This is a genomic window from Cellulosimicrobium sp. CpK407 (assembly GCF_051844275.1).
Lineage (GTDB): Bacteria > Actinomycetota > Actinomycetes > Actinomycetales > Cellulomonadaceae > Cellulosimicrobium > Cellulosimicrobium cellulans_G.
Window position 1 is genome coordinate 79,004 of sequence record NZ_JBGNYC010000013.1, and the last position, 21,184, is coordinate 100,187.

The 21,184-nt window shown below is 73.0% G+C and carries 19 protein-coding genes and 1 riboswitch; of the genes, 13 read left to right on the forward strand and 6 right to left on the reverse strand.

Annotated features, from left to right (window positions below):
- The first annotated feature begins 72 nt into the window (after nt 1-72).
- On the forward strand, nt 73-2,388 hold the full coding sequence (locus tag ABWU78_RS08280; protein WP_439158089.1) for an MMPL family transporter: 2,316 nt from the start codon (nt 73-75) through the stop codon (nt 2,386-2,388).
- Nucleotides 2,389-2,421: 33 nt separating this feature from the next.
- On the opposite strand, the gene ABWU78_RS08285 is transcribed toward ABWU78_RS08280, so the two are convergent.
- Nucleotides 2,422-2,928 (reverse strand): FBP domain-containing protein, encoded by a 507-nt coding sequence (locus ABWU78_RS08285; protein WP_439158090.1) that lies wholly within the window; start codon nt 2,926-2,928, stop codon nt 2,422-2,424.
- A 678-nt stretch (nt 2,929-3,606) separates the two neighbouring features.
- Between ABWU78_RS08285 and atpC the strand changes: the two genes are divergently transcribed.
- Nucleotides 3,607-3,921 (forward strand): ATP synthase F1 subunit epsilon, encoded by a 315-nt coding sequence (atpC, locus tag ABWU78_RS08290; protein ID WP_439158091.1) that lies wholly within the window; start codon nt 3,607-3,609, stop codon nt 3,919-3,921.
- A gap of 3 nt (nt 3,922-3,924) precedes the next feature.
- Here the strand turns inward: atpC and ABWU78_RS08295 are convergent, their stop codons facing one another.
- Nucleotides 3,925-4,323, reverse strand: a complete 399-nt coding sequence (locus ABWU78_RS08295) for a VOC family protein (RefSeq protein ID WP_353706871.1) — start codon at nt 4,321-4,323, stop codon at nt 3,925-3,927.
- Between the two features lie 92 nt (nt 4,324-4,415).
- Between ABWU78_RS08295 and ABWU78_RS08300 the strand changes: the two genes are divergently transcribed.
- On the forward strand, nt 4,416-4,664 hold the full coding sequence (locus ABWU78_RS08300) for a DUF2630 family protein (protein ID WP_253051496.1): 249 nt from the start codon (nt 4,416-4,418) through the stop codon (nt 4,662-4,664).
- A 54-nt stretch (nt 4,665-4,718) separates the two neighbouring features.
- Nucleotides 4,719-4,970: a hypothetical protein gene (locus ABWU78_RS08305; protein WP_231581656.1), complete on the forward strand. Its 252-nt coding sequence runs from the start codon at nt 4,719-4,721 to the stop codon at nt 4,968-4,970.
- 57 nt (nt 4,971-5,027) lie between these two features.
- On the opposite strand, the gene metE is transcribed toward ABWU78_RS08305, so the two are convergent.
- Together metE and ABWU78_RS08315 are read right to left on the reverse strand one after the other, a co-directional pair.
- Entirely contained in the window at nt 5,028-7,532 is a 2,505-nt protein-coding gene (gene metE / locus ABWU78_RS08310) for a 5-methyltetrahydropteroyltriglutamate--homocysteine S-methyltransferase (protein WP_439158092.1), read from the reverse strand.
- 32 nt (nt 7,533-7,564) lie between these two features.
- Entirely contained in the window at nt 7,565-8,560 is a 996-nt protein-coding gene (locus ABWU78_RS08315; RefSeq protein WP_253052460.1) for a methylenetetrahydrofolate reductase, read from the reverse strand.
- 184 nt (nt 8,561-8,744) lie between these two features.
- Nucleotides 8,745-8,847: riboswitch (SAM riboswitch) on the reverse strand.
- Between the two features lie 396 nt (nt 8,848-9,243).
- On the opposite strand from ABWU78_RS08315, the gene ABWU78_RS08320 reads away from it, so the two are divergent.
- Both ABWU78_RS08320 and ABWU78_RS08325 read left to right on the forward strand, forming a co-directional pair.
- Nucleotides 9,244-9,987: a hypothetical protein gene (locus tag ABWU78_RS08320; protein WP_253051494.1), complete on the forward strand. Its 744-nt coding sequence runs from the start codon at nt 9,244-9,246 to the stop codon at nt 9,985-9,987.
- Nucleotides 9,988-10,317: 330 nt separating this feature from the next.
- Nucleotides 10,318-12,951 (forward strand): LuxR C-terminal-related transcriptional regulator, encoded by a 2,634-nt coding sequence (locus tag ABWU78_RS08325; RefSeq protein WP_439158093.1) that lies wholly within the window; start codon nt 10,318-10,320, stop codon nt 12,949-12,951.
- A gap of 19 nt (nt 12,952-12,970) precedes the next feature.
- On the opposite strand, the gene ABWU78_RS08330 is transcribed toward ABWU78_RS08325, so the two are convergent.
- Nucleotides 12,971-13,555: an RNA polymerase sigma factor gene (locus tag ABWU78_RS08330; protein ID WP_253051492.1), complete on the reverse strand. Its 585-nt coding sequence runs from the start codon at nt 13,553-13,555 to the stop codon at nt 12,971-12,973.
- A gap of 118 nt (nt 13,556-13,673) precedes the next feature.
- Between ABWU78_RS08330 and ABWU78_RS08335 the strand changes: the two genes are divergently transcribed.
- Entirely contained in the window at nt 13,674-14,429 is a 756-nt protein-coding gene (locus ABWU78_RS08335) for a hypothetical protein (RefSeq protein ID WP_439158094.1), read from the forward strand.
- Nucleotides 14,430-14,485: 56 nt separating this feature from the next.
- Here ABWU78_RS08335 and ABWU78_RS08340 read toward each other — a convergent pair whose 3' ends face one another.
- Nucleotides 14,486-14,674 (reverse strand): hypothetical protein, encoded by a 189-nt coding sequence (locus tag ABWU78_RS08340; RefSeq protein ID WP_253051490.1) that lies wholly within the window; start codon nt 14,672-14,674, stop codon nt 14,486-14,488.
- A gap of 343 nt (nt 14,675-15,017) precedes the next feature.
- Between ABWU78_RS08340 and ABWU78_RS08345 the strand changes: the two genes are divergently transcribed.
- From ABWU78_RS08345 to ABWU78_RS08370, 6 genes are all read left to right on the forward strand, one after another.
- Nucleotides 15,018-15,137, forward strand: coding sequence for an LPXTG cell wall anchor domain-containing protein (locus ABWU78_RS08345; RefSeq protein ID WP_439158095.1), 120 nt, complete (start codon nt 15,018-15,020; stop codon nt 15,135-15,137).
- 3 nt (nt 15,138-15,140) lie between these two features.
- Nucleotides 15,141-15,743, forward strand: coding sequence for an exosortase/archaeosortase family protein (locus ABWU78_RS08350; protein WP_439158096.1), 603 nt, complete (start codon nt 15,141-15,143; stop codon nt 15,741-15,743).
- The gene (locus ABWU78_RS08355; RefSeq protein ID WP_353706863.1) at nt 15,743-17,092 is read left to right on the forward strand and encodes a glycosyltransferase family 2 protein; all 1,350 of its coding nucleotides are present in this window, start codon (nt 15,743-15,745) and stop codon (nt 17,090-17,092) included. Before ABWU78_RS08350 ends, ABWU78_RS08355 begins: the two co-directional genes overlap by 1 nt.
- A 63-nt stretch (nt 17,093-17,155) precedes the next feature.
- Nucleotides 17,156-18,787, forward strand: a complete 1,632-nt coding sequence (gene wsfD, locus ABWU78_RS08360; RefSeq protein WP_439158097.1) for a glycan biosynthesis hexose transferase WsfD — start codon at nt 17,156-17,158, stop codon at nt 18,785-18,787.
- Nucleotides 18,784-20,733, forward strand: a complete 1,950-nt coding sequence (locus ABWU78_RS08365; RefSeq protein ID WP_439158098.1) for an acyltransferase family protein — start codon at nt 18,784-18,786, stop codon at nt 20,731-20,733. Before wsfD ends, ABWU78_RS08365 begins: the two co-directional genes overlap by 4 nt.
- A gap of 134 nt (nt 20,734-20,867) precedes the next feature.
- Nucleotides 20,868-21,184 (forward strand): hypothetical protein (locus tag ABWU78_RS08370; protein ID WP_439158099.1); only part of this gene is annotated, 317 nt, incomplete at its 3' end.

Below are 21,184 nucleotides of genomic sequence, written 5' to 3' on the forward strand. Positions count from 1 at the left end.
GCAGGACCCGCACGAGCTCCTGCACCCGACCGGCTCTCTCCGCACGACGTCCCTCGACGAGGAGGACTGCCCATGGCGCTCGGACGCCTCCTGCACCGGACCGGACGGGTCGCCGCGCGTCGCCGCGGCGTCGTCCTCGGGGTCTGGGCGGTCCTCCTCGTCCTCGGCGCGGTGCTCGGCGGCGCCGTCTTCGACAAGACGACCGACGTCGAGCCCGCCCCGCCCGGCAGCCCCTCCGCCCTCGCGGCCGAGCGTCTCGACGAGCTCCAGCCCGAGGACGAGACCGTCGTCGCCGTCCTGTCCGGGCGCGACTACTTCTCCACGGAGCTGATCGCCCAGGCGAGCGACGTGATGCACGGCATCCGCGCGATGCCGGGCGTCGTCGAGCTGTTCGACGCGTACACCGGTGGCGGCCTCATCGCCGACGACGGGCAGGGCTCCCTCGTCATCGTCGAGCTCGACCCCGCGCTGTCCGACGACGACGCGCTGGCCCTCGCGCACCAGGTCGCCGACGCGCTCCACACGATCGACACCCCCGAGGTGCTCGTCGGGGGCGCCCTCCTGGCCGAGGAGGCGTTCGTCGACCAGGCGATCACCGACGCCACTGTGGGCGAGGGCGTGGCGATCGCCGTCCTTCTGGTCGTGCTCGTCGTCGTCCTCGGCGGCCTGCGCGCGGGCCTGGTGCCGCTGCTGTCCGCGCTCGCCGCCATCGCGGTCGCGCTGCTCGTGCTCAGCGGCCTGCTGGGGATCGTGCCCGTCAACGAGTTCGCGGTGAACGTCGTGACGCTGCTCGGCCTCGGGCTCACGGTCGACTACTCCTTGCTCGTCCTGGCGCGCTTCCGCGAGGAGCGCGCCGAGAACCCGGGCCTCCCGCTCGACGAGCTCGTCGGGCGCACGCTCGCGACCGCCGGGCGCGCCGTCCTCGCGTCCGGGCTCGCCGTCGCGATCGCCCTCACCGGCCTGCTCCTGCTCGGCGACTCGCTGCTCTCCGGCATGGCCGTCGGCGGCGCCGTCGTCGTGCTCGTCGCGACCGCCGCCGGGCTCACGCTCGTGCCCGCGCTCGTCGCGACGTGGCACCGCGCCATCCCTGCCCCGGGCGCCCGCACCTGGTCCCACCCGTGGACCGGGCGCGGCGGGGCCGGCACGCTCGGCCGCCTCGCGCGCACCGCCCAGCGGCACGCCGTGCTCGTCACGCTCGGCGCGACGGCCCTCCTCCTCGCGCTCGCCGCGCCGCTCGGCTCGATGACGCTCGGCAGCTCCGAGGTCCACTCCCTGCCCGCCGACGCCGAGGCGCGCCTCGCCGCCGACGCGTCCACCGCGCGCTTCGCCGACCTCGGCGTCACCCCGATCACCGTGCTCGTCGAGGCACCCCGCGGCGACGAGGCCGCCTCCGCCTACCTCGACCGCGTCGCGGCCCTGCCGGGCGTCGAGGACGCGATGCAGGACACCGACTACCCGCCCGAGGTCCTCGTCGTCGACGTCACGCCCGACGTCGGCGAGGGCGGCGACGCGACCGCCGCCGCGGCCCAGGACCTGCTGCGCGCGATCCGCGCGATCGACACGGGCGACCTCGACGTGCACGTCGCCGGGCCGGCCGCCGAGGTCGTCGACACCCAGGAGCACCTCGCGCAGCGCCTCCCGCTCGCCGCGGGTGTCGTCGTGCTCGCGACGTTCGTGCTCCTCTTCCTGCTCACCGGCTCGCTCGTCGTGCCGCTCAAGGCGCTCGTGATGAACCTGCTCACGCTCGCCGCGACCCTCGGCGTGCTCGTCTCGGTGTTCCAGCACGGCGTCGGCGCCTCGCTGCTCGGGTTCGAGCCGTGGGGCGCGCTCGACGTCACGACGCCGTTGCTCATCGGCATGCTCGTGTTCGGCCTGTCCACCGACTACGAGGTGTTCCTCCTTGCGCGCACGTCCGAGGAGTGGCGCGCCCGCACGCCCGGGGAGGACCTGCGCGCCGCGAACGACCGGGCCGTGCTCCGCGGCATCACCGCGACCGGCCCGGTCGTCACGACGGCCGCCGTCGCCATCGGCATCGTGTTCCTCGGCTTCGCGGCCGGCGAGCTCGTCGCGATGAAGGAGGTCGGCGTGGGCATGGCCGTCGCCGTGCTGCTCGACGTGACCGTCGTGCGCGGCCTCCTCCTCCCCGCGACGATGACGCTCCTCGGGCGATGGAACTGGTGGCCGGGCAGTGGCGGGCGCTCCGACGCCGCGGGGCTGGCTTCCGCCGAGACCTCCGCGGGGGCGGGGCGGGTCTACCATCCGCCCGCTCGTTCCTCGCGGGCTCCCGCCAGACCCGCCACGACCCGCCCCACCCCCGCTCCGGCCTCGGCTCCCGACTCGGCGTCACCGACTCCCGGTGAGGGAAACAACTCGGGGCTTCCGAGGTAGAGCCCGTGTCCGCCGAGGGAGAGCCGTGGTGCGTCAGGCGTCGCGCATGACCTCGGTGACGAAGCGGGCGGAGCGCTCGCGGAGGCCGTCGACGCGGAGCTCGACGAACAGCTCGCGCATCGACTCGTCGTCGCCGATCTCGGTGCGGGTCGGGGTGCGGCGCACGTTCTGCGAGCACAGGAAGTGGGTGCAGATGAGGGTGCCGACGGTGTTGCCGCGGCGCCCGGCGGCGCCGGCGCGCCGCGCGACGTAGAGGCTCACGTCGTCCGTGACGACGACGTCCTCGCACCACGCGCAGACGGCGCGCTTGCGCATGCCGCCCGTCTTGGCGTCGGTGGAGCGCAGCAGGACGCCGCGCGGCTCGCCGTCGACCTCGACGACGGCGTACGCGAGCAGCGGCGCCTTGCGGTCGCGCCACCCGAGGTAGTCGAGGCGGTCCCAGTCGAGCGTGTCGAGCTCGGGGAGGGTCGCCTGCGCGGCCTCGCGCTTGGAGGCGTTGACGAACGACGCGCGGATCTGCTTCTCGGTCAGGGGGTTCATGGCTTCAGGCTTCCGTGTCGGTACGGTCCCACCCTGCCCGACGGCGTGGCGCGGCGCAGACGGTCGGCTCACGACGACGCAGGGTCGCCGGGGCGCACGACGGCGCCGCTCGCTCGGGGCGGGGCGGGGATGACGGCATGCCCGCGACCGTCGTCGCCGAGACCTGCTCAGTGCTGGGTACTTGTCGTCGAGAACACGTGATGGCGACAGCTTCCCCGCACTGAACGGGGCGGGGCGCCGGGTCGGCGTCCGGCCGAGAGGCTCAGCGGGTGACGGTGCGGGAGGGGAGTGTGCCCGAGCAGGCCGCCATGGCCACCTCGCAGCCTGCGGTGCTGTGCATCCGCGTCTCCTCGTCCCGTGCGGTGCGCCCGTCCGGCGCGACCTGTTCCGTGGCCGTGCCCGACCGGCACGACGAACGGCTGCCCTCGGCAACCGTCACCCTCGATGGTGCGCCTCGCACACCACCGCCGTCAACGTGATTCCCCTCGCACGTCGAGGCGGGTCGCTGAACCCGGGGTTCCTCCTCAGGATGCGCTCCGCGTCGGGAGCGACCCCGGGTTCGGCGATGTCGCGGCCGGTGACCTCCGGCGCCCGGAGAGGGACGAAAGACGACGCGGCGGGACGCCCGCGGGCGCGAGACTCGGAGGCTCCGCCACCCGTCGTCGAGGAGGATCCTCCGTGCCCGTCGCGCCGTCACCGTCCGAGACCGCCGCACCCGTGGGGGAGCGCCTGGTGTCCGTCGAGGTGGTGGTGCCGTCCGGGGTGTTCTGGTCGGGCCCGGCGCGCAGCGTCACGGTGCCGTCGGCGTCGGGCACGCTGGGGATCCTCGCGCGGCACCAGCCCGTCGCGGCGACCCTCACGGCGGGGCGCGTGCGGCTGCGGACCCCGGACCGTCCGACGGCGGAGCTGCGCATCGGCGGCGGCTTCCTCGTGGTCGACGACGACGAGGTGACGATCCTCGCCGACGACGCGACGTGGGTGCAGGCCCGGTAGCCCCTAGGCGGGGTCGGCCGCCGGACCGAGCTGCACGACGACGATCCGGTGCCCGTCCGGGTCGTGGACGTGCGCGAACCGGTCCCCGGACTCGGCGTCGGAGTCCGGCCCGACGAACGGCTCGACGCCCGCGGCGGCGAGCCGCGCGAGGGTCGCGTCGAGGTCGTCGACGTAGAGGACGAGGTTCGGCAGCCCGTGGCGCACGAGGGGTGCGCCGCCGTCGGGGAGCGGGACGAGCCACAGCCCGGGCTCGTCGACGCGGCCGGGTCCGACGTGCAGCAGCGGGAACCCGTCGGTCTCGCCGCGGAACAGCGTGCCGAACCCGAACCCGTCCGCCCAGAACGCGGCGCTCGCGTCGAGGTCGTGGCAGAGCAGGACCGTGCGGCCGATCGTCGTCGTCATGGCGGCGAGCCTAGGCCGTGCCGCCGACACCGCGCCCGCCCGGCGCCCGCCCTCACGGGCGCGCGTGCGCCGTCGGGCATACCGTGGACCGCATGGCGACCGACGGCGGCATCCGCAGGACGATCAGCGACCTCGTCGCGCAGGAGCGCGAGCTCCGCGAGCAGCTCGCGCACGGCGAGATCACCGGCGGGCAGGAGCACGAGCGACTGCGTGCGATCGAGGTCGAGCTCGACCAGTGCTGGGACCTGCTGCGCCAGCGCGACGCGGCCCGCGAGTTCGGGAGCGACCCGGATGCGGCGACCGTGCGCGACCCCGGTACGGTGGAGAACTACCTGGACTGATCGTCGCCGACGACGACGCCCGGGCCCACGCACCGACCTCAGAAGGAGAACGCCATGACCACGACCAGCGAGCAGGCGGCCGACAGCCCCCTCCCCACCGGGACGGAAGGCCGCGACATCCCCGGGCACGCGGGCGCGCTGGCGCGGTTCGTCGTCTCGTTCGCGCTGTTCGTCGGGGGCCTGGTCCTCATGGGGTCGGGCATGTCCGGCGTCGACGGCGGCGTGTGGCTCTTCGTCGGCGGGCTCCTCGCCGCGACGCTCGCGTTCGCCCTCCCGATGGCGGGGACGGGCACGACCGAGCGCTGACCGACACGACGCGGAGGCCGGGTCCCGACGGGACCCGGCCTCCGGCGTGTGCGGGGATCAGCCGAGCGTGGCGCGGACCGCCTTCGCCGCGGCGACCAGGTGCTCGAGGGACGGCACGGTCTCCTCGTAGCGGCGGGTCTTGAGGCCGCAGTCCGGGTTGACCCACACGACCGTCGGGTCGATCGACTTCACGGCGAGCTCCAGCAGCTCCGTGACCTCCTCCGTGGAGGGCACGCGCGGGCTGTGGATGTCGTAGACGCCCGGCCCGATGCCGCGGGAGTACCCGGCGTCGCGCAGCTCCGGCACGATCTCCATGCGGGAGCGCGCCGCCTCGACCGACGTCACGTCCGCGTCGAGGCCGTCGATCGCGCCGATGACCTCGCCGAACTCCGAGTAGCACAGGTGCGTGTGGATCTGCGTCGCGGCCTCGACGCCCGACGTCGCGAGCCGGAACGACCCGACGGACCAGTCGAGGTACGCCGGCTGGTCCGCGCGGCGCAGCGGCAGGAGCTCGCGCAGCGCGGGCTCGTCGACCTGCACGATCCCGATGCCCGCGGCCTCGAGGTCGGCGATCTCGTCGCGCAGCGCGAGGCCCACCTGGTTCGCGGTGTCGCCGAGCGGCTGGTCGTCGCGCACGAACGACCACGCGAGGATCGTCACCGGTCCGGTGAGCATGCCCTTGACGGGCTTCTCGGTGAGCGACGCCGTGTACGCGGACCACTCGACCGTGATCGGCGCGGGCCGCGTGACGTCGCCCCACAGGATCGGCGGGCGGACGCACCGCGACCCGTACGACTGGACCCAGCCGTTCGCCGTGACGGCGAACCCGTCGAGGTGCTCCGCGAAGTACTGCACCATGTCGTTGCGCTCGGGCTCGCCGTGCACGAGGACGTCGAGGCCCAGCTCCTCCTGGAGCGCGACCACGCGCGCGATCTCCTCGCGCATCGCGGCCGTGTAGTCCGCGTCCGAGAGCTCGCCCTTCGTCCACAGCGCGCGGGCGCGGCGGATCTCCGGCGTCTGCGGGAACGAGCCGATCGTGGTCGTCGGCAGCGGCGGCAGGTTCAGACGCTCCTGCTGCGCGGCCGCGCGCTCGGCGTAGTCACCGCGCGCGAAGTCCGAGTCCGTCAGCGCGGCGGCGCGCTCGCGCACCGCGGGCACGACGACGCCGCTCGCCGCGGCTCGCGAGGCCACCGCCGCGCGGGACGCCTCGATCTCGGCGGCGACGGCGTCGCGACCCTCCGTGAGCGCGCGGGCGAGCGTCGCGACCTCGCCGACCTTCTGGTCCGCGAACGCGAGCCAGTCGCGCAGGCGCGGGTCGAGCGTGGTGCCCGACGCGGTCCCCGCCTCGGCGAACACCTCGTCCTCCACGTCGTGCGGCACGTGCAGCAGCGACGTCGACGTCCCGACGGCGACCGCACCGGCGCCCAGCGTCTGGAGCGCGTCGACGACGTCGAGCTTCGCCGCGAGGTCCGCGCGCCACACGTTGTGCCCGTCGATCACGCCCGCGACGAGCGTCTTCCCGGCGAGGCCGGGGACGCCGCCGTCGGCCGCCGTCGGGACGGCGCCCTTGACGAGGTCGATCGCGATCGCCTCCACGTCGGTGCCCGCGAGGAGCGCGAGCCCGTCCCGCGCGTCGCCGCCGTCGTCCTCGGCACCGGCCTGCAGCCCCCCGAACGGCGCGGCGACGAGGATCGCGGGCCGCGCCCCCTGCGCCGAGCCCGGGATCTCTCCCGAGCCGGAGGACTCCGTGGGGAGCGACCCCGGGTTCGGCACGGGGCGGAGGTCCGTCGCGAGGGTGCGGTAGGCCGACTCCACCGCTGCCGCGAGCTCCGTGAACGGCACGTCGACCGAGTCGGTGACGAGGATCGGCTCGTCGAGCTGGACCCACGGTGCGCCCGCGGCGGCGAGCGCGCGCAGCAGGTCGGCGTAGGCGGCGACGACGTCGTCGAGGCGGTCGAGCGGGCGGAAGCCTGCGGCCGACGACGCAGCGTCGTCGGCGGCCTTGGACAGCGCGAGGAACGTCACCGGCCCGACGACGACGGGTCGCGTCACGACGCCCGCCTCCTTGGCCTCGACGAACTCGCGCACGATGCGGTCGTCCACGAACCGGATCGCGGTGTCCGGGCCGATCTCGGGCACGAGGTAGTGGTAGTTCGTGTCGAACCACTTGGTCATCTCGAGCGGGGCGTCGTCGCCCTGGCCGCGCGCCACGGTGAAGTAGCCCGCGAGGTCAAGGCGGCCCGCGTCGTCGGTGAGCGACGCGAACCGCGACGGGATCGCCCCGAGCGAGGCGGCGACGTCGAGCACCTGGTCGTAGTAGGAGAACGACCCGGGGACGGACGCGTCGTCGGCGCCGAGGCCGAGCTCGACGAGCCGGCGCACGGTCGCGAGGCGCAGCTCGCGGGCCGTGGCCTCGAGCTCGTCGGCCGACGTCTTGCCGGCCCAGAAGGCCTCGACGGCCTTCTTGAGCTCGCGGCGGCGCCCGATGCGGGGGTAGCCGAGCACGGTGCCGGCGGGGAATCCGGCCTGAATCTGGGTAGGGGAGGGTACGGAAGTGGCCATGATCGAAACCTCTTGCTGGTCCGGAGGACCGGTCAGACGGGCGTGCCGTGCGTGGCGGCGCTCGTCGGGGGCAGGGAGGTGCCGGTGACCCACGGCCCGCTGGCCAGGTCCGGGACGAGCGGGGCGGCGGCAGCGCTGGCGCTGCCCCCGGTCCCGCGCGACCCGCCGCCGAGGTGGACACCCTCGAGCAGGTCAAGAGCGGCGCGGTGCTTGTTGAACGTGTACACGTGCAGACCGGGCGCGCCCGCGTCGAGGACGCGCTGCGCGAGGTCGACCGAGTACGCGATCCCGTAGGCGTGCTGCGCCTCCGGGTCGGGCAGGGCGTCGAGCGCGTCCAGCAGGTGCTGGGGCGCGCGCACGCCCGTGAGCTCCTCGACGCGGCGGAGCCGTGCAGGCTCCGTCGTGGGCAACAGCCCGGCGAGGATGGGGATCGTCACGCCGGCCGCGCGGGCCTCGGCGACGAAGTCGGTGTACGACGACGCGTCGTAGAAGAGCTGCGTGATCGCGAAGCTCGCGCCGGCCTGCTGCTTCTGGAACAGGCGGCGCACCTCCTGCGTGCGCGTCGTGCCGGCGGCGGGGTTGCCGTCGCAGAACGTCGCGACGGCGATCGTCAGCGGCCGGGCCGCGCCGCGCAGCGCCGCGGCCGGGTCGGCCGCGCACCGCGACGCCTCGACCTCGCGCAGGAGCGCGACGAGCTCGGTCGACGACCGGACGCCGTCGGGCGCGGGCTGCCAGTCAGGCTGGTCGCGCGGCGGGTCGCCCCGCAGCGCGAGGAAGCTCCGCACGCCCTCGTCGAGGAAGTCGGAGATGACCTCCTCGACGTCCTCGCGCGACGCCCCGACGCACGTGAGGTGCGCGATCGGCAGCACGGGCGTGCCCTGGAGCAGGCGGCCGACGACCTGGCGAGCCGTCGCGCGGTCGGTGCCCGCCGCGCCGTACGTCACGGACACGAAGTCGGGGTGCGTCGCGACGAGACGGCGTGCCGTCTCCCAGAACTTGGGCGCCGCGTCCGGGCGCCGCGGGGGCATGAGCTCGAACGAGACCGTGGGACGTGCCGCCCCGCCGTGCGCCTGCCCGACGGCGTCCGCGACGCTCACGACGTCGCCTCGCCGGGGCGCGCCACGGCACGCGGCGCCGGGACACGGAAGGGCGCGACCGCCGTCGGGCACGTGCCCGGACGGTGCGCGAAGGATGCCTCTGAGGTCATGCGTCACTCCATCGACCCTGGCGTTAGCACCTTTGTCCTCGGGAGGCTTCCGTCGGCGGGTTGCTGCGGTGTCGTCGAGCCAGGACTCTCGACCGCTCTGGATGGTTGCCACGATCCTACGGGCCATCCGGCATACGGTCGAGGGTGCCCGTCACGTGAGACGGGATGGCGTTGCCCGGGGGTGCCGTGACGTTCGGGGACGTGGGCCGGTGTCCGCGTCCCTGGACGGCGAGAACACGGTGTGAGTGCGATCGCAACAGGGTGACCCCGGGGGTGACCGCGGGTGAAGGATGCTGTGAGTGGTATCACGGGTGGGGCCGCCAAGCATGCTCTCGCCTGCGACGATGCGCGCCGTGGCTCTCAGGAGCGCTCAACTGAACGGTCGTTCAGGTCTACCGTCGAAAGGCGTGGTCGACCCGCTCTGACATGCGATCTGCCCGGCCCCTCTTGGCGGAGTACGAACCGGGCAGATCTCTCCCTCTCAAGGAAGGACCTCACTGTCCCATGCGTATCGCATCGGGGGCAATGCTCGGCGCTGCCCTCATCCTCAGCCTGTCCGCGGCACCCGCGCTCGCTGGCGGGTCCGACTCGCCCACGCCCTACCGCGTGGCCCCGGAAGGGCTCTATCTCCCCGCGGGTGACGCGTTCCCGGACGGTGGCCACGTGAACGTCCGCTACACGGTCGAGGGCGCCGAGCGGTCGGTCGGCATCCACTTCGAGACGCTCAACGACCAGCCGTCGGGCCGGTTCGTCGGCTCGAGCTTCCTCCCGTGGTCGGCGCTCGTCCACTCGGACGACTACTGCATCACGTGGGTCCAGGTCGCCCACTACGACGAGCACTTCGGTGAAGGCGGCCAGGATCCCGTCTGCTCGAGCGTGCCGTCGGACCCGGTTGAGCCGTCAGACCCGGTTGAGCCGTCGGATCCGGTCGAGCCGTCAGACCCGGCCGAGCCGACAGACCCGGCCGAGCCGACAGACCCGGCCGAACCGACAGGTCCGGCCGAGCCCACGCACCCGGCGGACCCGAGCGATCCGGCGGAGCCTGTCGTGCCGTCGCAGCCCGTCGACATGGTCGTGGCCGAGCCGACCACGGACGCCATACCTGGTGCGGCGCAGCCCGCGGAGAAGGGAGAGCTGGCGGCGACGGGGCTTGAGACGGTGCCGGTCGCGGCGGCGTCCGGTGCGCTGCTCCTGGCCGGTGTCCTGCTCGTTGCCGGGCGCCGCCTCGTGCGCCTCCGCGAGGGCTGAGCGGGAGCCGGTTCCCGTGAGGTCGGGCCGTCGCTCCGTCCTGTGGTCACCCTCAGGATCACCCTCCGTACCTCCTGACTTCGCCGGTCCGTGAGGTTGTATCGGGGCAGACGTAGGGCGCGCGGTAACCGTGTCGCCCTGCGTCCTTGTGCCGGGCGCATGACGGATCACCCGTCGTGACTCCGGCCGACCGACGTCTGTCAGAGGTATGGAGCGGTGGCGGAGGCGAGAGACGGCGGACGACAGCGAGAGCAGGGTTCACCCTCGATCAGCGGGTGGCAGCAGGTGCTGACCGGTCGGGAAGAGGCGGGCGGCGCGGGACGGGCCGAGGTGGAAGCGGCGCTTCGCGGTCTGCTCCCGCGTCTGGCGACGACCTCTGCGGCGATCGAGCGTCCGCTCCTTGACGACACGCTCACGAGCACCACCCGTCACGTCCTGGTCCGCGCCGCGCGCGGCTTCGGGAAGACCGTGTCGGTCGCACGGTGGTCGCGGGCCGCGCTCGCCGAGGGCCAGGTGATCGTCTGGCTCTCGGCGTCCGCGAGCGACCCGGCGCGGCGGTGCATCGGTGCCGGAGAGCTCGCGGACCGCGTTCTCGACCAGGTGCGGTACGTGCTCCGGCCCACGGGGTCCACCGATCTCGACGGCGCGGGACCCGGGCGCCTCGGGGCGCTGCTCCGCGCTCTGGGCCCGGTGACCGTCGTCGTCGACGACGTCCGTGCAGGCCATGCAGGCCTCATCGACGCGGCCTGCGCGGCGGCGGTCGCTCTCGGGGCACGGGCGGTCGTGCTGAGCACCGTCGGTCCCACGCCCGTCCGGCGGGGCACAGGCATGGTCGAGGTCGGCATGGCTGCGCTCGCATGGAGCGCGCAGGACACGGTGCGCTTCGCCCGGGTGCGAGGGATCGAGATCACCGAGGAGGTGGCGGGGCTCGTCACCGACGGACTTGGCGGCTACCCGGCGTCGATCGTCACCGCGGTGGCCGACCTGGGTTCGGGCGGTTCGGGAGGAGTCGATCTCCACGACGCGGTCCCCGCCGTCGTCCGTCGAGAGACGACGCGAGCTCTGGGGTCGTTCGTGCCTCCGGAGATCATGCCCTTCCTCCTCGACACCTGCGTCGAGCGTCGTCTCCAGGTGGACGAGCTCGACGACCTGACGGCGGTGCCGGACGCGCGCTCGACGGCTCGGCGACTCGTCGAGGGGGGGATCCTCTACCGTCATGTGGGCGCTGACGCGGGCGTGCTCGAGTACGAGCCCAGGATGCGGCAGAGCCTGCTCTCGCACCTGCGCTATCTGGATCCGGCCGGCTACGTGCGCCGCTTCCAGCAGCGTGTGGACGCTCACGTCGCCCGGGGGGCCACGTGGGCGGCCCTCTCGCGGGCGCTCGACTCCAGAGAGCCCGGAGTCGTGGACCGCGCGCTGGTCGCGACCTGGCCCGACCTGCTCGCCGTCAGCTCCGGGCCGGGCTTCGACGAGCTGTGGCGCAGCGCCGTCGAACGATGTCCGGAGAGCATCCCGGGCCGACTCCGCATCCTGCGCGCGGCGATACGACCCACGATCGGCCGCATCGAGTCGCTCGACGAGCACGACGAGCCTCTTGCCGAGGCCGTCGCGCCGACGACCGCATCGCCTGAAGCGCGGGCGTTGGACGCCTTCTGTCGGGTCGCACTCCTGCGCCGCGCCGGCCTGTACGACAAGTCCTTGCAGGCGGCACAGGGTGCGCTCGACGGTCTCGGTGCCGACCGCGGCGCGCCGCGGTCGATCGGCGCGGCAGTGCTGCTCGAGCTGCAGGCGTCGATGAGCGCGCTCTGCGCAGGTCTGGTCCGGGTCGCGGCAGCGTTCGCCGACTCGGCCTCGCAGCGGGCCACACGCTCGGGTGCGCTCTCCGTCGCTGCCGTGGCGTGCGAGCTGGCGGCGGTCGCGGAGGCGTGTGGTGGTGATCTCGTGGCCGCGGACGAGTGGGTGCGCGAGTCGCGGTCCTTGCCGGCCCCGCCCGCCTGGTGGCGCGGGTGCGGGGGGGACGTCCCGTCGGTCGTCGCAGCGCTGGTCCACCTGGAGGGTCGCCGTATCGACGAGGCCAAGGCGTCGCTCGGGAGGAGCATCGAGAGGCCGGGCGGTGACCTCTGGTTCGTGCGGAGGCATGTGATGGCGGTGATGGCCGAGCTCAGCGGTACTCCGGATCTCGCGCTCGACGTCCTGGTGGCGGATGCCGCGAGGAGAGGCATGGCGGTCGAGCCCGACGCGAGCGAGCGGCGCGCACCTTTCCTGGTCGTGCAGGACGTCGCTCGCTTGCACCTGGTGGCGGGTCGCGGTGCAGCCGCCATCCGCGTCGCCGACACCCTCCCGCGGTCCGCGCCGGTCCGAGACGTCGTCAACGCCCATGCGCTCGTGGCGAGCGGGAGCCTGGTCGAGGCGTTCCGTCGCGTCGCGAGGCTCGGCGAGAGGGCCCGGCTGACGACGGGGGCTCGCATCGAGGGCCTCGCCGTCACGGCCAGCGCACTCGTGGCGCTGGGAGAGAAGGACCAGGCCCGCGCGGAGATGCGGCGGGCGTGGGGCCTTGCGCGCCGGGCGAACGCGCTGCTCGAGCTCCGGTGGGCCTCTCCTGAGGCGATGGACCTCCTGCTCGCGGACGTCGACGGTGCGGAGCGTGCCGAGCTGGAGCCGGTGGCGGAGCTTGGGCGGCGGGCCTCGCCCGAGGGCGGGACGGTCCTGCTGCCCGAGCGTCAGCTCCTCGTGCTCCAGCTCGTCGTCGACGGGCTGAGCGGCCCCGAGATCGCCCGCAGGCTCTACGTCTCGCACAACACGGTGAAGACTCAGATCCGCGAGATCTACCGTCGCCTGGGCACCCACACGCGTGCGGAGACGGTGATGCGCGCGAAGCAGCTCGGTCTCGTCGCGGCGAGCCGGGGAGCGGTCCGGCGCGGCGTGAACGCGGCCTCGGCGGCAGGTACGAAGCAACATCGATGACGGCGCCGGTCGGCCCCGGCTAGGGCTCCGTCGTCACCTGCCCGTGGTGGCGCAGATAGGCGTGTCGGAGGCGTTGCCGCGCCCGCCGCGCGAGGGACGACACGGCGTTGGGGCTGATCCCGAGCACGTCGGCCAACTCTGCGGGCGAAGCGCCCAGGACCTCGATGTGCCAGAGCACCTTCTGCCATCGTGCCGGGAGAGCGGCGAACGCGTCGAGGACGCGATGTCGCTCGATCTCGTCCAAGAGAACGTCTGGATCGTGGTGGGTCCCGTCGAGCCGGTGCAGGTCCGTCGCCCGGACGCGGTCCTGGGACCGCAGCGTGGACCACGCGACGCGTCTCACGATCGTCAGGAGGTAGGCCCGCACGTGCCGTGACGGACCGCGTCCGGCGCGGATCACACCCAGGAGGGCCGTGAAGGACTCGGCGACCACGTCGTCGGCCCAGGACGGGCCGACGAGCGCCCTGGCCACGACCAGTGCGTACGGTCGGTGAGAGCGGTAGAGCGCAGCGAACGCGTCGTCGTCGCCCTCGCGCAGCCTGGCCACGAGCTGCTCGTCCGAGAGGGGCGCCGTGAGCGAGGGCGACCCGGTGTCGAGGGTCACCTGTTCAGGGAAACGCGCGAGCGTGGCCTGCGCGCGGCAGGAGAGGGTGATTCGGCGGGCGAGCGACGTGTCGGTCCCGGTCCGTCATGAGACGGGTCCGCGGACGTCCTTCTCCACGATGACCACGACCGGGGCAGGCGCGCCGCTCGACGAGCTGTGCGAGAGGTGGCGCGCGGCGACGTTCGCAGCGGGCTGGGACGCGCTCGCGGACTGGGCGGTCCCCGCGGTGGTCCACGTGGCTGCCGCGCACCTGGGAGGCCGGGACGTCACCGGGCCTGCGCGAGCCCTCGGCATCGCTCGCGCGAACGCGGGGGTCGGTATCGCCGACGGGATCCGGGATCTGGCGGTCTTGTACTCCCTGGGCGGCGCAGGTCTGCCCGGCCCCGTCGTCGCGGCTCTCGCCGACGGGTGGGAGCGGACGTCGGGCATGCTGGGCGGGGCGGCAGCGCACGGGAGCCTGAGCGGTCTCGGGACGGTGGACGACTTCCTGAGCGGCTGTGGCGCGGTCGTCGCCTCCTATCGCCACGGCCGGGAGGGCGACGTGCCGATCGTCGTGGTGGTCGACGGCCGGGCCGGTTCGTCGGTCCCCCTCGACAGGTGGGAGCGCGACCTCGCACTCGGGGAGTCTCTGCGCCGCGTGTTCCCTCCGCCCGCACCCGCCTGCTACGTGGACGGCGTCGCCCTGGTGGTTGCCTGGCGCGTCCCCTGCGAGGATCCGGACACCACGCGGAACGTCGTTGCGACCCGTGTGCGAGACGAGCTTGCACGATGGACGGCAGGTTCGCTGAGGGTGCCTGTCCGGGTCGGTGTCGAGGCCCTCCCGGACGACTCGCGTGGGCTCGGACGGCTCGTGCAGAGACTGCTCAAGACGTAGTCCGGGGCAGCCGCCCGGACCAGGCGGGCGGGAGCAGTGTCACTCGTCGAGCTCTTCTACCACGCCGAGACGACGAGCATGACCAGCACGAGCAGGCCACCGAGGACGCAGCACACGCTGAGCACGGCGAGGAGGCGTGCTGTCCGGCGCTGTCGCCGGGGCGTCGGCGGCTTCCACGTCACGACCGGCGCTTCCCAGCCGCGCAGCTCCTCGTAGTCGTCGGTGCGGATGGCGCGGAGCACCACGTGGGTGGGTGGTGCGAAGGTTCGCGGACCGCTGCCCCACGACCAGGGAGCGACGATCTCCCGCGAGGGACGGGTCGGTTCCGCGGCTGAGCTCTTCCGGGCCATGTCTGGACAGACGCCGCCGACGCTCGAGCAACTCTATGTGACGTACATCACATCAATGCCCCATCACCGGGCTCCGAGATCCCCCGTCTGTACCCCCGAGCGACGGGCTCCACGTCCGTCGCGACTCGAATCCGCGCAGGGCGTCCCGCCCGGCTCTACGGAAGGGCAGTCCATGTACAACACCCCTGGAATCAGCACCGGCATCAGTGGGGCAACCGCGGGTGCCGGTGCGCTCGCAGTGACGGGTGCCACGACGTTCGCCTACGTCGCGCTCGCCATGGCGCTCGTCGTGGGAGGTCTGCTGCTGCTGCGGACCTCGCGCCGCCGACGTGAGGCAGTCGCTGGGGCCGAGGCCTGACCCGTGAGCGCCGCGGAGGCGACCGTACCGCTCGTGCCGGGGAGCGTCTCGCGTGTCTTCGACCGGGTGATGCGGTGGACGCTCGCCGCGGCGCTCGTCGTCGGTTCGGTGGTGGTGATCCTGCATGCGCAGGCGTTCCGCCAGCTCGAGGCGCGACTCGCGGGCGAGGTCACTGGCTTCGTCTTTGCGCGAGAGGTGCGGGTCATGACGTACGAGCCCGTCCTTGCGTTCGAACGGGTCGCGGGTGACGACGGCACATGGTTCGCGCTGCGCATCACCCCCGACTGCAGCGCGCTGTACTTCCTGGTCCCGCTCGCGCTCATCGCGGCGTTCGTGCTCGCTACAGGGCGTTCGAGCGTCGTCAGGATTGTGCTCGCGACCCTGGGGGCGGGGGTTTTCCTCGAGCTGTTGAACGTCGTGCGTGTCGAGGTGATGGTGCTCTCGATCGTCCGCTGGGGGGCTGAGGTGTTCCAGTGGGTGCACGACACGCTCGGTTCGGCGCTCATGCTCGGTGGACTCACCGTCGCACTCGTGCTCTTCTTCCGGCTTGGGTTCTTCGGTCGGCGCGGTCGCAGGACGCGCGGGGCGCAGGGTGAGCAGCCGTGATGGTCGTGCTCGACATCCTCGCGCGGGTCGTCATCAGCATCTCGATGGTCTACTTCATCCTCCTGATGGGCTCAGGACTCGTGCAGCTGCGCCGCGCGCGGGCGAGCCTCGGGGTGCAGGGCCAGGCGACCTACGGGTCGCGCGACTCGCGGGCGCACGAGCACCTCGATGTCTACTTCCTCGTCCCCTGCCTCAACGAGGACGCCGTGATCGGGCAGACCGTCTCGGCGCTGACGCTCCTGGCCGGCACGACCACCCTGGTCATCGACGACGGCTCCGACGACGACACGGCCCGCTGCGCCGAGGAGGCGGGGGGAGATCGGGTCCGGGTCCTGCGCCGCGTGCTCCCGGAGGCGCGCAAGGGCAAAGGTGAGGCGCTGAACAACGGGATCGCGTGGGTCCGTGACGACGTGGCGGCGCGGGGACTGGACCCCGGGAAGGTCGTCGTCTGCGTCATGGACGCCGACGGGCGGCTCTCGGACCACGCTCTCGAGCACGTCCTGCCGCTGTTCGAGGACGAGAACGTCGGGGGAGTGCAGCTCCAGGTGCGCATCCGCAACCGGGGTTCCTTCCTCACCCGGTACCAGGACTACCAGTTCTGGGGCATCGCCGCGGTGACGCAGTTCGGGCGCCAAGCAACGGGCACCGTCAGCCTCGGCGGCAACGGGCAGTTCGCACGGTTGTCGGCGTTGGACGACGCGGGCGAGAAGCCGTGGTCCGCCTCGCTGACCGAGGACCTCGATCTCGCGATCACGCTCGCGCTGAAGGGGTGGGAGCTGCAGACCACGCCGCACGCCTCTGTCGACCAGCAGGCGGTGGAGAAGCTCCCCCTGCTCGTCAAGCAGCGGACCCGCTGGTACCAGGGGCACATGATGGCGATCAAACGTGTCCCGGAGATCTGGCGCGCCCGTGACCTGAGCAACGCGAAGGCGCTCGAGCTCACGTCGTACTGCCTGGTCCCGTGGGTGCTCGACCTCCCGTGGTCGATCCTCTTCCACTACTGCCTCCTCATGCTCGGGCTGAACTGGGACCAGATCGCCGTCGTCGCGGGCGGTGACAGTGTCGCGGTACTCGTGCTGGCGACGGTGTTCTACCTCTTCGCCTTCCTGCCGGCTCTCGCGACGGGATGGGTGTACTACCGGCGGGACAAGCGGTGGGGAGTGCTCAAGAGCCTGCTCATGGGCAACTCGTTCATCCTCATGAACTACCTGTCGTTCGCGTGCGTCTGGAAGGCACTGGCCCGCATCCTGCGTGGCGAGACGTCCTGGGACAAGACCGCCCGCGTGCGCGAAGGTGCAGCCGCCGTCGACGGGCCGAGCCCTCAGCCCGTCGTCGCGACCGCTGGCTGAACGCCTGGCATGCCCGAGCAGGACCGCCCGTCACGTCCGGCCGGGCGCTCCGTCAGTCGGGGCATGACGACGACCTGGAGCCTCATCGAGCCTGACGAGGCGCGCAGCACCGACCCGACCACAGAGAGCTCACGGCGGCACGTCCGCACCGATCCCGGCGTCGAGTCCGACCGCCCCCGGGGGCTCGCGGTCCTCCTCGGAGGGATCGTGGCGCTGCTCGTCGCGGTCCGCGCGCTCGTGCCGGGCCCGATCGGGCTTGCCGACGACGGTGGCGCCGTCCGGTACGCCTGCCAGACCGGGCTCACGGCAGATACGGCGGGCGGCCCCCGCTTCTTCGACTTCGCGATCCTGCGCTGGTCCGTCGGCGATGCGGCCACCGGGAGCGAGGGGTGCCCCGCGCACGCGAGCAGCGTGACGTGGCTCGCGGGAGCGCTGCGGTGGATGATCGGGCTCCTCGGCCAGGACGTCGTCGACCTGCGGGTCGTCTCGCTGCTCTACGCGGCGCTCTGCGGCCTTCTCGTCGCCCTCGTCCTGCTCGTGATCGGCGGCTCGGTGCGCCGCCAGGTGGTCGTCGCAACGGGTCTGCTGCTCGTAGTGGCTGACGCGGCGTTCGTCGGGTTCGCGGGGTCGCTCTACGCCGAGTCGACGGCGGTGCTGGGCGTGCTCCTGCTCGCCGCCGGGCTCGTCCTGGTGGACTCCCGGGGTCCGCGGGCGTGGGTCGGGCTGGTGGTCGCCGTGCTCGGGTCAGCCCTGGTCGCCGGAGCGCGGTCGACGACCGCGGTGCTGGCGGTGCCGGTGGCCATCTACGTGGCGATCGTCTGGTGGCGACGCGGGAGCCGCATTGACCGTCGACGGTGGGCGGCGCGCCTCGCGCACCACGGGGTGGCCGTGGCCGCCGTCCTCGCACTGGTCGCACCGGCCGTCTGGACCGTCGCCGGAGAGTCGGAGCGGGCACGGGTCGCGGAGACCTGGGCGATGCTGACGCAGCGCGGTCTGCTCGATCCGGAGGCGGCGTCCGCGGAGCTGCGTTCCACCGGGCTGACGCCCGGCGCGGTGGACCTCGCGACGACGTCGCCCACGACGTTCGAGAGCAGCGACGAGCGAGAGGCCAACGCCGGCGTGCTCAGGCCGTCGACCGTGTGGTCCTTCCTCCTCGCCCATCCCGGACGGGCCGTCAGCGCGCTAGACGACGCCGCGCGCGACTACCTCACTCCTCGACCGGCAGGTCTCGGTTCCTACCCCGTCGATTCGCAGATGCCGCCGAAGGCCCAGGATAACCGCGTCGTGGTGGTCTCGTCGGTCACGGGATGGTTCGCGGGCGGAGGGCTCATCGTCCTCGGTGCCGGCTGGGCGCTCGTCGCGCTGGCGGCGTTCCGGCGCGCACGGTCCACGAACACCGTCGCGTCGACGCGGAGCGCCGCACGGGCATCCCTCGTCCTGCTCGCCGGGTCCATGCTCGGAACGGCCACGGTCGCGTTCGGCGTCGGCGTCGCACCCGACCGGGCGGTGGTGCCCGCTGCCCTGAGCGGGCTGCTAGCGGTGGTGCTGCTGGTGGCGTCCCGCCCGAGCGGTCCGTCCCCTGTCGTCGCGGGCTTGCGCTGGGCGGCGTCGCGCGGCGCGACCGCACTCTCGGGGGCGAGCACGGCACTGCGGGAGAGCCCGGCACGGCGCAGCTCGGACGGCGCGCGCCGGTGACGGTCACCCGAGGCATGGTCGGCGCTCCTGCGGGTGAGGTCGACGTCGTCCCGAGCAGGAGTGCCGGGCATCACGACGACGTCCCGCTGGCGTCGACGTACTACCGCGCCATCGACGGGCTGCGTGGCGTCGCGGTGCTCTCCGTCGTCGTCTACCACACCGGGCTGTACGAGGCCGGGCTGTTCGGCGTCGACGTGTTCATGGTGCTCTCCGGGTTCCTCATCACGCTGACGCTCCTGCGCGAGCGGTCGCGGCGCGGCCGGATCGGTCTTGGTGCCTTCTACCGCAGGCGCGCGAAGCGGCTCATCGTGCCGCTGCTCGTCGTCCTCGGGGCGTCGGCCCTCGCCGTCGCCCAGCTCGGGCGCGCGACGGACGCAGACGTGTTCGCGCGGCAAGGGCTCGCCTCGCTGCTCTACGTCGCCAACTGGGAGCAGATCGCGCGCGGTGACGCCTACTGGGACGCGACCGGAGGCGTGCCCGGGCCCCTCGCGCACATGTGGTCCCTGTCGATCACCGAGCAGTTCTACCTCGTATGGCCCCCGCTCCTCGTGCTGATCCTGCTACTGGTCCCCGCGCGGCGTCGGGTTCCCGTCGTCGTCGGGACGCTCGCCGGAGCCCTCGCGGTGGTCACGGGCGTCGCCGCCGCGCTCCTGTACGACGGGACGAACGCCGACGCCCTCTATCTCGGCACGCACACGCACGGGTCAGCGCTCGCCGTCGGTGCCGTGGTGGCGGCGCTCGTCGCCGATGGTGCGCGGCGCGGGGCCGGTGCCCGGACCCGTCGCCGGCGGATCCCATCTTGGTGTGGGGGTCTGCTCTCCGCGGTGCTGCTCACGGCCCTCGTCGTCGTCTCGGTCCTTACACCGAGCTATCGGGAGCCGTGGCTCTACGCGTCGGGTGGGCTGACGGTCGTCGCGCTCCTGGTGGGTCTGCTCGTCCTGTCCCTCACGCGCGAGGACACCGTGGTCGCGCGTGCGCTCGGGGCGGCGCCGCTCGTCGGCATCGGGAAGTTCTCCTATTCGTTGTACCTCGTCCACGTCCCCGTGCTCTGGGCGCTCTCGAAGAGTCTGCCCGACCCACGGCCGACCGTGCTGCTGATCGTCGGGCTCCCGTTGTCGATCGTGCTCGCGGCGTTCCTCCACCACATCATCGGCGAGCCTGCCCGTCTGCGCCGGTGGAGCCGGGCGGGGGTCACGGTGTTCACGGCTCTGGCCGTGGTGGTGGTCGGTGGAGTGGCGGTGGTGCCGAGACTGGTGGACTCGACGCAGGGCGAGGGCGCGCGCCGGGTTCTTGTCGTGGGCGACTCGCTCGGGCACGACGTCGCGGACGCGCTCGTGCTGTACGCGCCCGGGCAGTTCACGGTGACGGACGCCGCGTTCGACGGGTGCGGCATCTTCGGTCAGGACACGAGCCGGTCGGCGGAGAGCGACGTGGACCAGGATCCCGGAGCGGGCTGCAACCCGTGGGAGCCGCGGTGGGCCGCGGCCGTCGACGAGCACGACCCCGACGTCGTCGTCGTCACCCTGGGTTGGGACGCGACCCGCATGCAGTTGGACGGACGGTGGATGGACGCGTGCTCGGCGGAGTACGCCGCGCACTACGACCGCCAGCTGGAGGTGGCGCACGAGGTCCTCACCTCCGGGCGCGACGGTCGCCAGGTGCTCTTCACCTCGTCCCGCCGGCACACCAACGTCGTGACGCCGGCGTGGGCGGAGTGCCACACGGCCCAGCTCCGTGCTTTCGCCGAGGACCATGCCGACGTCCACGTGCTCGAGCTCGACGAGCAGGTGTGTCGTGATGATGCCTGCATCCAGGAGACGCCCGAGGGCGACGCCGTGTACTTGGACACGGTGCACTTCACGCGCGCCGGCCTGGCGTGGATCGCGCCGTGGGTGGCGGCGGAGATCGACGCGGTGACGGCAGAGCAGGGAGACGGAGACGCGTAGCGCGCTGCCTCACCTGCTGCCTCACCCCGTCACCGGCGGGTCGGTCTCCCGTCTGTTGGTGTGACCTCCGTCTCCGACGGTGGTTGCACGGCGTCGGGGGCGAGGTGCTCCCGGCCTGACAGGAAGAGAACTCGATGAGAACCACACTGCGAAGGACGGCACGCGCTGCCGTGATCGCCGGTCTGTGTGGAGGGCTCGCGCTCTCCGGGTCCGCCATGGCCATCGCCGCGCCTGCGACCGGTGACCAGACCCAGTCCAACCTGCTCTACTCCGTCGACGGCGGGACCACCTGGTCCGACACCGTCACCGCCCAGCGTGGCCAGCAGGTCCTGGCCCGCCTGTTCTACGACACCACCAAGGACACCCCGGTGACGGGCACGTCCCTGACCACCCAGATCCCCGACGGATTCACCTACGTCCCCGGCACCACCCGCAACGTCCTGGCCCCCGG

Excerpts from the sequence above, each read along its gene's own strand:
- ABWU78_RS08285 (WP_439158090.1), bottom strand. The coding sequence starts at position 2,928 with ATGAACCCCCTGACCGAGAAGCAGATCCGCGCGTCGTTCGTCAACGCC.
- ABWU78_RS08335 (WP_439158094.1), top strand. The coding sequence starts at position 13,674 with ATGACCACGACCGGGGCAGGCGCGCCGCTCGACGAGCTGTGCGAGAGG.
- ABWU78_RS08315 (WP_253052460.1), bottom strand. The coding sequence starts at position 8,560 with ATGCCCCCGCGGCGCCCGGACGCGGCGCCCAAGTTCTGGGAGACGGCA.
- wsfD (WP_439158097.1), top strand. The coding sequence starts at position 17,156 with ATGACGACGACCTGGAGCCTCATCGAGCCTGACGAGGCGCGCAGCACC.
- ABWU78_RS08320 (WP_253051494.1), top strand. The coding sequence starts at position 9,244 with ATGCGTATCGCATCGGGGGCAATGCTCGGCGCTGCCCTCATCCTCAGC.
- ABWU78_RS08295 (WP_353706871.1), bottom strand. The coding sequence starts at position 4,323 with ATGACGACGACGATCGGCCGCACGGTCCTGCTCTGCCACGACCTCGAC.
- metE (WP_439158092.1), bottom strand. The coding sequence starts at position 7,532 with ATGGCCACTTCCGTACCCTCCCCTACCCAGATTCAGGCCGGATTCCCC.
- ABWU78_RS08355 (WP_353706863.1), top strand. The coding sequence starts at position 15,743 with ATGGTCGTGCTCGACATCCTCGCGCGGGTCGTCATCAGCATCTCGATG.
- ABWU78_RS08305 (WP_231581656.1), top strand. The coding sequence starts at position 4,719 with ATGACCACGACCAGCGAGCAGGCGGCCGACAGCCCCCTCCCCACCGGG.
- ABWU78_RS08280 (WP_439158089.1), top strand. The coding sequence starts at position 73 with ATGGCGCTCGGACGCCTCCTGCACCGGACCGGACGGGTCGCCGCGCGT.
- ABWU78_RS08300 (WP_253051496.1), top strand. The coding sequence starts at position 4,416 with ATGGCGACCGACGGCGGCATCCGCAGGACGATCAGCGACCTCGTCGCG.